Genomic DNA, 13,119 nt, shown 5'->3' with positions numbered 1-13,119 from the left:
CTTTTTTTATCGCAATGGCACTGAATTAGCGGTTATGCGCGCCCGACCGGGAAGGCCAACACTTCACTCAGGCTTTCAGCGCCCAACGCCAGCATCACCAGCCGATCAACGCCTAGCGCCACACCGGAACACTCCGGCATACCGTGCTGCAGCGCATCCAGCAGGTTGTTATCAATCGGGTGCTGCGGCAAACCGCGTTCCGCTCGCTTGCGGTTGTCCTGATCAAAACGCTGACGCTGCTCGCGGCTGTCAGTCAGTTCACGGAAGCCATTCGCCAGTTCAATACCTTTGAAATAGACTTCGAAACGCTCCGCCACGCGGTGATCTTCAGTGCTGATCTCCGCCAGCGACGCCTGGCTGGCCGGGAAGTGATAAACGAACGCCGGTTTATCACGGCCGATGTACGGCTCCACGCCAACGGTAAACAACAATTGCAGCAGCGTATCGCGATCCTCTTCGGTATCGGCAATGTTGCTCAGATCGAGTTTGGCCGCCGCTTCGCGCAGTTGTACCTTCTCCGCTGACAGCGGATCGATATCCAGATGGCGCAGGAAAGCCTGCTGATAAGACAGGGTCTCTGCACTCTCGCAGTCCAGAACCTGCTGCAGCAGATCATCCACCTCGTTCATCAGCCGGTACATGTCGTAGTGCGGACGGTACCACTCCAGCATGGTGAATTCAGGGTTGTGATGACGACCGGCCTCTTCGTTGCGGAAACTGCGCCCCATCTGATAGATCGGCCCGCTGCCCGCCGCCAGCAGACGTTTCATGTGGTATTCCGGGCTGGTCATCATGTACAGCGTCATGCCATCCGCCGCACCGGGCCCGACAAAACGCGTCTGGAACGGGAACAGGTGAATATCGGTGACCGTCGCCTGGCTCATGGTTGGCGTCTCAACTTCCAGCACGCCACGATCGGCGAAGAAACGCCGGATCTCAGTCAGGATCGCTGCGCGTTTCAACAAATTGGCGATGGGTGCACTTGGCTGCCAGCTTGCCGTTTCGCTCATGGTAATTACTCCGAAATCAAACAGGGGATGCAGTCTACTCGTATCCTGGCATGCAAACAAATTCTTAACAGCTCGGCCGCTTTAACCTCGACATTACCTGATAAATAGTTGGCAAAAAGGTTAATAAAAGTTGAATAAACGTTAAATCTAACCCATAGGCAATTATCCTTCCGCCCGCCGGTTAAAAGGCAAAACAATCGATCACATCAAATTTCTTCTACTTAACTTTAGGTATAGTTAATTCCACATTATTGGTGGGAGATATCTATCCTTAAGCTTTATGCAACGACAATGAACTCAGTTAGTTAGCACCCGAAGAATATTTATAAATATTAAGCATAGATATTTAATTTGCCGTTCTTAACAAGAATATTGGAGGAATGCAGTGCAAACCTTTAACGCCGATCTTGCCATTATTGGGGCCGGGGGTGCTGGTTTACGTGCAGCAATAGCCGCAGCGGAAGCCAACCCCCAACTGAAAATCGCGCTCATCTCAAAAGTCTACCCGATGCGCAGCCATACGGTAGCCGCCGAAGGGGGATCCGCCGCCGTCACTCAGGATCATGACTCTTTTGACTACCACTTCAATGACACCGTTGCCGGTGGCGACTGGTTGTGTGAGCAGGACGTGGTCGACCATTTCGTCCACAACTGCCCGCGGGAAATGACCCAGTTGGAACAGTGGGGCTGCCCGTGGAGCCGTAAACCGGACGGTTCGGTCAACGTGCGTCGCTTCGGCGGCATGAAGATTGAACGAACCTGGTTCGCCGCCGACAAGACCGGCTTCCACATGCTGCATACCCTGTTCCAGACCTCGCTCAAATACCCGCAAATCCAACGTTTCGACGAGCACTTTGTGCTGGATATTCTGGTGGATGACGGTCAGGTCCGCGGTTTGGTCGCAATGAACATGATGGAAGGCACCCGCGTGCAGATCCGCGCCAATGCGGTGATCATGGCCACCGGCGGTGCCGGACGCGTGTACCGCTACAACACCAATGGCGGCATCGTCACCGGTGATGGCATGGGCATGGCGTTCCATCACGGCATCCCACTGCGCGATATGGAGTTCGTCCAATATCACCCTACCGGCCTGCCGGGTTCCGGCATCCTGATGACCGAAGGCTGCCGCGGCGAAGGCGGTATTCTGGTGAACAAGGACGGCTACCGTTATTTGCAAGACTACGGCATGGGCCCGGAAACCCCGCTGGGCGAGCCGAAGAACAAATACATGGAACTGGGCCCGCGCGACAAAGTTTCGCAGGCCTTCTGGCACGAATGGCGTGCCGGTCGCACCATCGCCACCCCGCGCGGCGACGTGGTCTATCTCGACCTGCGCCATCTGGGGGAAAAGAAGCTGCTCGAACGCCTGCCGTTCATCTGTGAACTGGCCAAGGCCTACGTCGGCGTCGACCCGGTAAAAGACCCCATCCCGGTACGCCCAACGGCGCATTACACCATGGGCGGCATTGAAACCGATCAAAACTGCGAAACCCGCATCAAGGGGCTGTTTGCCGTCGGCGAATGCTCTTCCGTCGGTCTGCACGGTGCCAACCGTCTGGGATCCAACTCGCTGGCGGAACTGGTGGTGTTCGGCCGGGTGGCCGGTGAGCATGCAGCTCGTCGCTCGCTGGAATCTGGCCCGGCCAATGGCAGTGCCCTTGATGCGCAAGGGCGCGACGTCGAAACCCGACTCAGCAATTTGATGAAGCAGGAAGGCAGCGAAAACTGGTCGAAGATCCGCGATGAAATGGGGTTGTCGATGGAAGAAGGCTGCGGTATCTACCGCACGCCAGAACTGATGCAAAAAACCATCGATAAACTGGCTGAGCTGAAAGAACGCTTCAAGCGCGTCAAAATCACCGATAACTCCAGCGTGTTCAATACTGACCTGCTGTACACCATCGAGCTGGGCTACGGCCTGGACGTCGCCGAATGCATGGCGCACTCCGCCTTTAACCGTAAAGAATCCCGCGGCGCCCACCAGCGTCTGGATGAAGGCTGCACCGAACGTGACGACGTGAATTTCCTGAAGCATACGCTGGCGTTCCATAACCCTAACGGCGCACCGCGCCTGGAATACAGCGACGTGAAGATCACCAAACTGCCACCGGCCAAACGTGTGTACGGCGCTGAAGCCGAAGCGCAGGACAAAAAGGATAAGGAGCAGGCAAATGGCTGAGATGAACACCCTGAAAATCGAGGTCATGCGCTATAACCCGGAATGCGACGCAGAGCCACATTTCGAGACCTTCGCGGTGCCTTACGATGAACAAACCTCGCTGCTCGACGCGCTGGGTTACATCAAGGATAACCTGGCGCCCGACCTTTCCTACCGCTGGTCATGCCGCATGGCTATCTGCGGCTCGTGCGGCATGATGGTCAACCGGGTACCGAAGCTGGCCTGCAAGACCTTCCTGCGCGAATACACCGACGGCATGAAGGTAGAGGCACTGGGTAACTTCCCGATTGAACGCGATCTGGTGGTCGATATGACCCACTTTATCGAAAGCCTGGAGGCGATTAAGCCTTACATCATCGGCAATAACCGCAAACCGGAAGACGGCCCTAACGTGCAAACACCGGCGCAGATGGCCAAGTACCACCAGTTCTCCGGCTGTATCAACTGCGGGCTGTGTTACGCCGCTTGCCCGCAGTTCGGTTTGAACCCAGAGTTCATCGGCCCGGCGGCAATCACCCTGGCGCACCGCTACAACCTGGATAATCGCGACCACGGCCAGAAACAGCGCATGGCGCAACTCAACGGCCAAAACGGCGTGTGGAGCTGTACCTTTGTCGGCTACTGCTCTGAAGTGTGTCCGAAGCACGTCGACCCGGCCGCTGCTATCCAGCAGGGCAAGGTGGAAAGTGCCAAAGACTTCATGATCGCCATGCTGAAGCCGCAATAAGGGAGAGAAACCGCAATGACAACACAACGTAAGCCCTATGTGCGCACCATGACGCCAACCTGGTGGCAAAAGCTCGGCTTCTATCGTTTCTATATGCTGCGTGAAGGGACCTCGGTGCCGGCCGTGTGGTTCAGCATCGTGCTGATCTACGGCGTTTTTGCGCTGAAAGGCGGTGCGGAGAGCTGGGCAGGGTTCGTCGGTTTTCTGCAAAACCCGCTGGTGCTGCTGATTAACGTAGTCGCCCTGCTGGCGGCGCTGCTGCACACCAAAACCTGGTTCGATTTGGCACCGAAAGCCGCCAATATCGTGGTCAACAGCGAAAAAATGGGGCCAGGGCCTATCGTCAAAGCGCTGTGGGCGGTAACGCTGGTCGCCAGCGTGGTCATCCTGGCCGTGGCCCTGCTGTAATCCGGAGGAAACATGATAAATCAAGCACCTAAACGCTCAGACGAACCGGTTTTCTGGGGATTATTCGGCGCCGGCGGCATGTGGGGCGCGATCATCGCGCCCGCTATCGTGCTGCTGGTCGGCATTCTGCTGCCGCTGGGGTGGTTCCCTGGCGATGCGCTGGGCTATGACCGCGTGTTGGCTTTCTGCCAGAGCCTGATTGGCCGGTTGTTCCTGCTGCTGATGATTATTCTGCCGCTGTGGTGCGGTCTGCACCGTATTCACCATGCGATGCACGATTTGAAAATCCACGTGCCGGCCGGTAAATGGGTCTTCTATGGCCTGGCGGCCATCCTCAGCGTCGTCACCGTTATCGGCGTGGTGACGCTGTAAAACACTTCTGGCGGCCAACTCCCGTTGGCCGTCTGCTTTGCCTTTCGGCTACACTGTTTATTCCAACCCGGTAAACAGGAGTAACCAATGCGTTTTCGGTCAAAGCTATGCGCGATCATTCCCGCCTTCCTTTCCGCCGCTTGCAGCGTTTCCCCGCCGAAGAACATCAAAGTAGTGAATGATTTCGACAGCCAGCGCTATCTCGGCACCTGGTATGAAATCGCGCGTTTTGATCACCGTTTTGAACGCGGCCTCGAACAGGTCACCGCCAACTACAGCCCACGCGAAGACGGCGGCCTCAAAGTGGTGAACCGGGGTTTTAATACGCAAAAACAACAATGGCAGGAAAGCACGGGCAAGGCCTATTTTACCGGCTCACCGCAGGTAGCCGCACTCAAGGTGTCCTTTTTTGGGCCTTTCTACGGTGGGTATAACGTGATTGAGTTGGATGCAGATTATCGCTACGCGCTGGTTTGCGGCCCAAACCGAGGGTATTTGTGGATACTGTCGCGCACGCCGACGCTGGACGCCGCCACGCGCGACAGATTAGTGCAAACCGCGAAAAACAACGGCTTTGATACGGATAAGCTAATCTGGGTGAAACAAACGCAGCATCAGTGACTGCTGAACTTCAACCCAAGTATGCCGACAACAATCAGGCACAGGCTGAGGATGCGTGCGATATTGGTTGATTCACCAAGTAACACCATCCCCATAATTGCCGCGCCTACCGCACCAATGCCTGTCCAAACGGCATAAGCCGTGCCGGCGGGCAGCGTTTTCATCGCATGTGCCAACAGCAGCATGCTGACCACCATGGCGGCAACAGTAATAATGCTGGGGGTCAAACGAGTAAAACCATGGGTGTATTTCAGGCCAACAGCCCATACGACTTCCAACAAACCGGCAATAAGCAGAATAATCCAAGCCATGAAACAGGCTCCATAACGGTGGGGTCGTCCCCGAATGCAGATGCGTAAACGGGTCGTCCCATTTAGCGTTGTGATATGCCGGGGGATTATACCCACTGCCGGGGAGGATAACAGTACAAAGCTTTCGGCAGGAGATAGGTCAACAGGGGAAGCGGTATCCCACAACGATGCCTTTGGGCAGCTTTTCGCGGAATACCGCAAGTCAGTAAAGGGAGTTATTCCGCGCTACGCTGGATAGCCTTGCCGCCAGCCTGGATGTCCTCGCCCACGCCCTGAGTGGTGTTGCATGCGGTCAATGAGGTCAAGATCATCAAAGAGAAAATCGCGATAATACTTTTCTTCAGCATAGGAAAGTCCTTATTTGTCAGTGATGAAAAAGTACGGCTTTCTAAGCGTAGTAAATATTAGCGAGAGTTGCTGTTTAAAATGGTTTTATTTCGCACGATTACATTAGAGGCTTTAATGGTTATTAGCTGGCAGTACGCGAAATAGCGCCGCCGAGGTGCTGAACGTCCTCACCGAAACCACGGAAAGTATTACAGCCGCTGAGGGACATCAGTAACAGTAGGGAGACAACGGCTAACAGAGTTTTTTTCATTATGTAGATTCTGCCAACGAGATACGGAAGGTAAAACAAAGGAGCCGCGCAGGGCTCCTTTCTTTTGAAACTTATTTTACGCGTGAAACGTATTCGCCAGAGCGAGTGTCAACGCGAACAACTTCACCAATCTGTACGAACAATGGAACCTTAACCACGGCGCCAGTGCTCAGGGTGGCAGGCTTGCCGCCGGTACCGGCAGTATCACCTTTCAGACCTGGATCGGTGTCAGTGATTTCTGCTTCGATAAAGTTCGGTGGCTGAACCGCGATTGGACGACCGTCCCACAGGGTAACGATACATTCTGCGTTGTCTTGCAGCCATTTTGCCGCATCAGAAACGGTTTTTTCTTCAACACCGTGTTGCTCGAAAGTCTCAGGGTGCATGAAGTGGTAGAACTCACCGTCGTTGTACAGGTAGTTCATGTTGGTATCTACCACGTCCGCGCCTTCGCAAGAGTCGGTAGATTTGAAGGTTTTCTCAACGCGAGTGCCGGTCAGCAGACGACGCATTTTAACGCGCGCAAATGCCTGGCCTTTGCCCGGTTTAACGAACTCACTGGATTCGATAGCGTAAGGTTCGCCCTCGAACATGATTTTAAGACCCGGACGGAAATCGTTGCTAGAATAAGTCGCCATGATGGCCCTCTGAATATTTAAACTGGTAGCTTAGCCAAAAAAATGGCACACATTATAACCCAAAGTACGGCATATAGAGAAGATTGGTTGCATCAACTCGCCGATGTTATTACCGATCCCGATGAATTACTGCAGCTTTTGTCACTGAATACGCATCCGGACCTGCCGCAGGGCCGTGAAGCCCGTCGGCTGTTTGCATTGCGCGTACCCCGCGCCTTCGCCGCACGCATGCGTCCCGGCGACGCCAATGACCCACTATTGCGTCAGGTTCTGACCGCCAGCGAAGAATTCATCAATGCACCCGGCTTCACGACCGATCCGCTGGACGAACAGCGTAGCGTGGTGCCAGGCCTGCTGCACAAATACCGTAATCGTGCTTTGCTGTTGGTTAAAGGCGGCTGTGCGGTTAACTGCCGCTACTGCTTCCGTCGCCATTTTCCGTATCAGGACAACCAGGGCAATAAAGCCAACTGGCGTCAGGCGTTGGATTATATCCGCCAACACCCGGAACTGGATGAGATTATTTTCTCCGGTGGCGATCCGCTGATGGCCAAAGATCACGAGCTGGACTGGCTGATCGAGGAACTGGAAGCCATTGAGCACGTAAAACGCCTGCGCATCCACACCCGTTTGCCAGTGGTGATCCCGGCACGTATCACGCCAGAACTGTGCCGCAGGCTGTCGGCCTCACGCCTACAGGTGCTGATGGTCACGCACATCAATCATGCCAATGAGATTGACCGTGAACTGCAGGGAGCCATGGCGCAACTGCGTCTGGCCGGCGTCACCTTGCTGAACCAAAGTGTGTTGCTGCGCGGCATCAACGACAACGCCGACACGTTGGCGGCGCTGAGCAATGCGCTGTTTGACGCCGGTATCCTGCCCTATTACATCCACGTGCTGGATAAGGTACAAGGCGCGGCACACTTTATGGTCAGCGACGATGAAGCGCGCGCCATTATGCAGGCGCTGCTGAGCAAGGTTTCCGGATATATGGTGCCGCGTCTGACCCGTGAAGTCGGCGGCAAGCCAAGCAAAACGCCGCTCGACCTGCGCCTGATGCAAGATTGACTGACCGGCGGAATGACAAAAACAAAAGAGGCATGCCTGGGCATGCCTCTTTTTTATGCTATGACGTACGCATTAATCTTGCGTTACGGGCACTTATAAACCTGGCCGGCCATTTTGCTGTCCAGTGGGGCAAAGCTTGAAAGCAGGTTCTGGCTTGGGCTGGTCGCGCCATAAATCACGTTGCCGCCCATTGCCGCTGCCTTGTTGCGCAGATCGTTTGCCGCGCCGCGCATGGAGCTGCCTTCACCACCGTTACCGGACAACCAGTTGCTCTGGGTGCCAGTCACTTCGCCCACCAGCTGGCATTCTGCCGCCGGTTTGGTATCGGTAAATTTAACCTGCTGACCTGCGGCGGAAAGTTCATTGGTGCTGCTGCAACCTGCCAGCAGCAAGGCTGCCGAAAGACCCAGTAAGGCTTTAATCCGCATCTTGTTCCCCATCTATATTGAGAGTTTCGCAAAAGCTTATCAGAAAGCGTTGCTATCTCTTAAGCATCCGTTGCCACTGGTGCTGGCCAACGTCTTGAGCGACAGCTGATGAAAGATCAGTTTACCAGCTAAATCAGCCCGGTCTGCATAAATATCATCAAAAGCAGTGAGACAAAGCACGCAAAAAAAAGCCCCGACCAATTGGCCGGGGCTTTTGCACACGCGAACGTGGGGGATGATTACATCATGCCGCCCATGCCGCCCATGCCACCCATACCGCCAGCGCCACCTAAATCAGGTGCGTCGCTTTTTGGCAGGTCGGTCACCATGCACTCGGTGGTGATCATCAGGCCAGCCACAGAAGCCGCGTACTGCAGAGCAGAACGGGTTACTTTGGTTGGATCCAGGATCCCCATCGCGATCATGTCGCCGTATTCTTCGGTGTAAGCGTTGTAGCCGTAGCTGCCTTCGCCTGCTTTCACGTTGTTGGCAATCACGGAAGCTTCTTCACCGGCGTTGATTACGATCTGACGCAGTGGAGATTCCATCGCGCGCAGTGCAACCTTGATACCGACGTTCTGGTCTTCGTTGTCGCCTTTCAGGTTAGCGATTTTGCTTGCTACACGGATCAGTGCAACACCACCGCCGGCAACCACGCCTTCTTCAACCGCAGCACGGGTCGCGTGCAGGGCATCTTCAACGCGGGCTTTCTTCTCTTTCATTTCAACTTCAGTTGCTGCGCCCACTTTGATAACGGCAACGCCGCCAGCCAGTTTAGCGACACGCTCCTGCAGTTTTTCACGATCGTAGTCAGAGGTCGCTTCTTCGATCTGCTGACGGATCTGGGTAACGCGGCCTTGGATAGTCGCTTCGTCGCCCACGCCATCGATGATGATGGTGGTGTCTTTGTTGATCACAACGCGCTTAGCCTGGCCCAGGTCTTCCAGGGTCGCTTTTTCCAGCTCCAGACCAATCTCTTCAGAGATAACGGTACCGGCAGTCAGGGTAGCGATGTCCTGCAGCATGGCTTTACGACGGTCGCCGAAACCAGGTGCTTTAACCGCAGCCACTTTCACGATGCCGCGCATGGTGTTAACCACCAGAGTAGCCAGCGCTTCGCCTTCAACATCTTCAGCAATGATCAGCAGTGGTTTGCCGGCTTTCGCTACGGCTTCCAGTACTGGCAGCATTTCACGGATGTTGGAGATTTTCTTGTCAGCCAGCAGGATGAACGGGCTTTCCAGTTCGATAGAACCGGTTTCTGGCTTGTTGATGAAGTATGGAGACAGGTAACCGCGATCGAACTGCATACCTTCAACAACGTCCAGCTCGTCTTGCAGGCCAGTGCCTTCTTCAACGGTGATAACGCCTTCTTTGCCCACTTTCTCCATCGCTTCTGCAATCAGTTTACCGACGGTTTCGTCGGAGTTTGCAGAGATGGTGCCTACCTGAGCGATAGCTTTGGAGTCAGAGCAAGGTACGGACAGTTTTTTCAGTTCTTCAACAGCGGCGATAACCGCTTTGTCGATACCGCGCTTCAGATCCATTGGGTTCATGCCGGCAGCCACAGCTTTCAGGCCTTCGGTGATGATGGATTGAGCCAGTACGGTTGCAGTGGTGGTACCGTCGCCCGCAGCGTCGTTCGCTTTAGAGGCAACTTCTTTCACCATTTGTGCGCCCATGTTTTCAAACTTGTCTTCCAGTTCGATTTCACGAGCAACAGATACGCCATCTTTAGTGATGGTAGGAGCGCCGAAGGACTTATCCAGCACTACGTTACGGCCTTTCGGGCCCAGGGTCACTTTTACTGCATCAGCGAGAACATTCACGCCGCGGAGCATTTTCACGCGAGCGTCATTGCCGAATTTTACGTCTTTAGCTGCCATTGGTATTTCCCTTCAACTCGTTCAGTTCAGAAGATAAAGCGCACTTACGCTTCAACAATTGCCAGAATGTCGCTTTCGGACATGATCAACACTTCTTCATTGTCGATCTTCTCTGCTTTCACGCCGTAACCGTCGTTGAAAATCACGATATCGCCAACTTTCACATCCAGCGGCTGGATGTTGCCGCTTTCCAGAACACGCCCTTTACCCACTGCGACAACTTCGCCACGAGTAGATTTACCCGCTGCAGAGCCAGTCAGGACGATGCCGCCAGCAGATTTTGATTCAACTTCTTTGCGCTTGACGATAACGCGGTCATGCAATGGACGAATACTCATTGAACGCTCTCCTGTAAGAAGGTCTCTATCAGATTTAGGGTTGTCACCGGATTGTGAATACCGGCTTGTGGGATTTGAAATGGGGGCATTCCATCCCCCTTCAAGGGGGCGGCCAAAAAAATTTTCGCTTTTGATGGCAATACTGAGCTACTGATGCGAAAAACGCGGCCTGGGCCGCGTTTTTTCAACGATCGTTGCGTTTGTCATGATCGTCGGGCTGATGATCCAGCGTATAGCGATCGTCGTTTTTACGCTGGAACTCGCCGTCGAAGGTGTTGCCGTTGGCAGCATTACCGCCCTGGCTCCAACCGCCGGGGCGGTAAACGGAAAGATGCGGCATCAGTTTCAACGTCAGCGATTTTTGCACCGGGGGCAGTAACAACAACAGGCCGAGGAAATCGGTAAAGAATCCCGGCACCAGCAGCAAGAAGCCCGCTAATACCAGTGAAACACTTTTCACCATTTCCGACGCAGGGCTTTCACCTGCAGCCAGCTTTTGTTGCATCTGCATGAAGGTCTTCATGCCCTGGTTGCGCACCAGCGAAATGCCGACGCAGGAGGTGAACACCACCAGCAACAGGGTAATCGCCACGCCCAATACGGCGGCGACTTTAATAAATAGGGATATCTCTATGTAAGCCAACAGAAATATCAGCAGTAACGGTAACCAGCGCACCTGGTTCTCCTCTGGTAGATCTGCGCAACCGCACGTTGGCGACGGCGCGAAAAGGGGGCCGGTTAACGGCCGACCTAAATACAATGGGGTCTGCCGGCGTGCATTTCAACCAAAGGCCCTTTTTTATTGCTAAAGTTAATAAACGTGAAAGGGATCACAGAACCAGAAACAGGCAATTTAAGAAGACTCAGAAGGTGATCTGGATTCAGTCATTTATTACTAACCAGCATATGATCTGGGCAGCAACGGGCACAGTGGTTAATCGTTTCATGCCTGAAGCCTTCGGCAACATAATTTGGTTCCCTGACAATTAATTAATTCGGCAGCAATACAAAGAAGGTTCACATGTCAAATAACATTCGTATCGAAGAAGACCTGTTAGGAACACGTGAAGTCCCCGCAGAAGCCTATTACGGTGTTCACACTCTGCGTGCGATTGAAAACTTTTATATCAGCAACAGCAAAATCAGCGATGTGCCCGAGTTTGTTCGCGGCATGGTAATGGTAAAAAAAGCCGCAGCGATGGCGAACAAAGAACTCAAAACCATTCCACGTAAAATCGCTGATGTCATCATCCAGGCCTGTGACGAAGTGCTGGATAAAGGCAAATGCATGGACCAGTTCCCGGTGGATGTGTTCCAGGGCGGCGCGGGCACTTCATTGAACATGAACACCAACGAAGTGCTGGCGAATATTGGTCTGGAGCTGATGGGCCACCAGAAAGGCGAATACCAATACCTGAACCCTAACGATCATCTCAACAAGTGCCAGTCTACCAACGACGCCTACCCAACCGGTTTCCGCATTGCGGTTTACGCCTCCAATCAGAAGCTTATCGACGCCATCAACCAGCTGCGTGAAGGGTTTGACCGCAAGGCAAAAGAGTTTGAAACCATCCTGAAAATGGGGCGCACCCAGTTGCAGGATGCGGTGCCAATGACACTGGGCCAGGAATTCCATGCGTTCAGCGTGTTGCTGAAAGAAGAAACCCGCAACCTGCATCGCACCGCCGAGCTGCTGCTGGAAGTGAACCTGGGTGCGACAGCAATCGGGACGGCGCTGAACACCCCGGAAGGCTACCCGCAACTGGCGGTTCAAAAATTGGCAGAGGTCAGCAACCTGCCTGTCGTGCCGGCCGAAGACTTGATCGAAGCCACCTCCGACTGCGGCGCCTACGTAATGGTGCACAGTGCGCTGAAACGCCTCGCAGTTAAACTGTCTAAAATTTGCAACGACCTGCGCCTGCTGTCTTCAGGCCCACGCGCCGGTCTGAACGAAATTAACCTGCCGGAACTGCAAGCGGGCTCATCCATCATGCCGGCCAAGGTCAACCCGGTCGTACCGGAAGTGGTCAATCAGGTATGTTTCAAGGTGATTGGCAACGACACTTGCGTTACCATGGCGGCCGAAGCGGGCCAACTGCAGTTGAACGTCATGGAGCCGGTGATTGGCCAGGCGATGTTCGAGTCCATTCACATCCTGACCAACGCCTGCTATAACCTGCTGGAAAAATGCATTAACGGCATCACCGCGAATAAAGAAGTGTGCGAGCACTACGTCTTCAATTCTATCGGTATCGTCACCTATCTGAACCCGTTCATTGGCCACCACAACGGTGACATCGTCGGGAAGATCTGCGCCGAAACCGGCAAGAGCGTACGTGAAGTCGTGCTGGAACGCGGTCTGCTGACCGAAGCCGAGCTGGATGACATCTTCTCCGTGGAGAACCTGATGCACCCGGCCTATAAAGCCAAACGCTATACGGATGAAAATGAACAATAACAGACACACCCGGTAGCCCAAAAAGGCACGCTAAATCCCCCTGGATAGCGTGCCTTTTTACTTTCCATCGC

The 13,119-nt window shown here is 54.2% G+C and carries 16 protein-coding genes; 7 read left to right on the top strand and 9 right to left on the bottom strand.

Features of this window, described 5'->3' with window-relative positions; all coding sequences use genetic code 11:
* Positions 1–32: 32 nt before the first annotated feature.
* Entirely contained in the window at positions 33–1,010 is a 978-nt protein-coding gene (gene epmA / locus M495_RS01410; RefSeq protein ID WP_020824895.1) for an elongation factor P--(R)-beta-lysine ligase, read from the bottom strand.
* A gap of 385 nt (positions 1,011–1,395) precedes the next feature.
* On the opposite strand from epmA, the gene frdA reads away from it, so the two are divergent.
* From frdA to blc, 5 genes are all read left to right on the top strand, one after another.
* Positions 1,396–3,192 carry a fumarate reductase (quinol) flavoprotein subunit gene (frdA, locus tag M495_RS01405; protein ID WP_020824894.1) on the top strand — a complete coding sequence of 599 codons (1,797 nt, stop codon included), beginning with the start codon at positions 1,396–1,398 and terminating at the stop codon, positions 3,190–3,192.
* Positions 3,185–3,919 carry a succinate dehydrogenase/fumarate reductase iron-sulfur subunit gene (locus tag M495_RS01400; RefSeq protein ID WP_020824893.1) on the top strand — a complete coding sequence of 245 codons (735 nt, stop codon included), beginning with the start codon at positions 3,185–3,187 and terminating at the stop codon, positions 3,917–3,919. The genes frdA and M495_RS01400 overlap by 8 nt, the downstream gene beginning before the upstream one ends.
* A gap of 15 nt (positions 3,920–3,934) precedes the next feature.
* Positions 3,935–4,327: a fumarate reductase subunit FrdC gene (gene frdC / locus M495_RS01395; RefSeq protein WP_020824892.1), complete on the top strand. Its 393-nt coding sequence runs from the start codon at positions 3,935–3,937 to the stop codon at positions 4,325–4,327.
* A gap of 12 nt (positions 4,328–4,339) precedes the next feature.
* Positions 4,340–4,699, top strand: a complete 360-nt coding sequence (gene frdD, locus M495_RS01390) for a fumarate reductase subunit FrdD (protein WP_020824891.1) — start codon at positions 4,340–4,342, stop codon at positions 4,697–4,699.
* Positions 4,700–4,786: 87 nt separating this feature from the next.
* Positions 4,787–5,320, top strand: coding sequence for an outer membrane lipoprotein Blc (blc, locus tag M495_RS01385; protein ID WP_020824890.1), 534 nt, complete (start codon positions 4,787–4,789; stop codon positions 5,318–5,320).
* Here the strand turns inward: blc and sugE are convergent.
* The 4 genes from sugE to efp form a co-directional block, all read right to left on the bottom strand.
* Positions 5,314–5,631 carry a quaternary ammonium compound efflux SMR transporter SugE gene (sugE, locus tag M495_RS01380; RefSeq protein ID WP_020824889.1) on the bottom strand — a complete coding sequence of 106 codons (318 nt, stop codon included), beginning with the start codon at positions 5,629–5,631 and terminating at the stop codon, positions 5,314–5,316. The genes blc and sugE overlap by 7 nt on opposite strands.
* A 215-nt stretch (positions 5,632–5,846) precedes the next feature.
* The gene (locus tag M495_RS01375; protein ID WP_020824888.1) at positions 5,847–5,978 is read right to left on the bottom strand and encodes an entericidin A/B family lipoprotein; all 132 of its coding nucleotides are present in this window, start codon (positions 5,976–5,978) and stop codon (positions 5,847–5,849) included.
* 122 nt (positions 5,979–6,100) lie between these two features.
* Entirely contained in the window at positions 6,101–6,229 is a 129-nt protein-coding gene (locus M495_RS24745) for an entericidin A/B family lipoprotein (protein ID WP_232103375.1), read from the bottom strand.
* 71 nt (positions 6,230–6,300) lie between these two features.
* The gene (efp, locus tag M495_RS01370; RefSeq protein WP_020824887.1) at positions 6,301–6,867 is read right to left on the bottom strand and encodes an elongation factor P; all 567 of its coding nucleotides are present in this window, start codon (positions 6,865–6,867) and stop codon (positions 6,301–6,303) included.
* 42 nt (positions 6,868–6,909) lie between these two features.
* On the opposite strand from efp, the gene epmB reads away from it, so the two are divergent.
* On the top strand, positions 6,910–7,938 hold the full coding sequence (gene epmB, locus M495_RS01365; RefSeq protein ID WP_041414135.1) for an EF-P beta-lysylation protein EpmB: 1,029 nt from the start codon (positions 6,910–6,912) through the stop codon (positions 7,936–7,938).
* 83 nt (positions 7,939–8,021) lie between these two features.
* Here the strand turns inward: epmB and M495_RS01360 are convergent, their stop codons facing one another.
* The 4 genes from M495_RS01360 to M495_RS01345 all read right to left on the bottom strand — a co-directional run bounded on the left by M495_RS01360 (position 8,022) and on the right by M495_RS01345 (position 11,266).
* Positions 8,022–8,366 (bottom strand): DUF4156 domain-containing protein, encoded by a 345-nt coding sequence (locus tag M495_RS01360; RefSeq protein ID WP_020824885.1) that lies wholly within the window; start codon positions 8,364–8,366, stop codon positions 8,022–8,024.
* Positions 8,367–8,605: 239 nt separating this feature from the next.
* Positions 8,606–10,252 carry a chaperonin GroEL gene (gene groL / locus M495_RS01355; RefSeq protein ID WP_020824884.1) on the bottom strand — a complete coding sequence of 549 codons (1,647 nt, stop codon included), beginning with the start codon at positions 10,250–10,252 and terminating at the stop codon, positions 8,606–8,608.
* A 44-nt stretch (positions 10,253–10,296) separates the two neighbouring features.
* Positions 10,297–10,590 (bottom strand): co-chaperone GroES, encoded by a 294-nt coding sequence (locus tag M495_RS01350; protein WP_004952634.1) that lies wholly within the window; start codon positions 10,588–10,590, stop codon positions 10,297–10,299.
* A gap of 184 nt (positions 10,591–10,774) precedes the next feature.
* Positions 10,775–11,266, bottom strand: a complete 492-nt coding sequence (locus tag M495_RS01345; protein ID WP_020824883.1) for an FxsA family protein — start codon at positions 11,264–11,266, stop codon at positions 10,775–10,777.
* Positions 11,267–11,611: 345 nt separating this feature from the next.
* Between M495_RS01345 and aspA the strand changes: the two genes are divergently transcribed.
* Positions 11,612–13,048, top strand: coding sequence for an aspartate ammonia-lyase (gene aspA / locus M495_RS01335; RefSeq protein ID WP_020824881.1), 1,437 nt, complete (start codon positions 11,612–11,614; stop codon positions 13,046–13,048).
* The last annotated feature ends 71 nt before the right edge of the window (positions 13,049–13,119 follow it).

It is taken from the genome of Serratia liquefaciens ATCC 27592 (assembly GCF_000422085.1).
In the GTDB taxonomy this organism is placed as follows: domain Bacteria; phylum Pseudomonadota; class Gammaproteobacteria; order Enterobacterales; family Enterobacteriaceae; genus Serratia; species Serratia liquefaciens.
The sequence above is the reverse complement of the archived record's forward strand: the minus strand, read 5'-3'. Positions and strand labels throughout refer to the sequence as shown.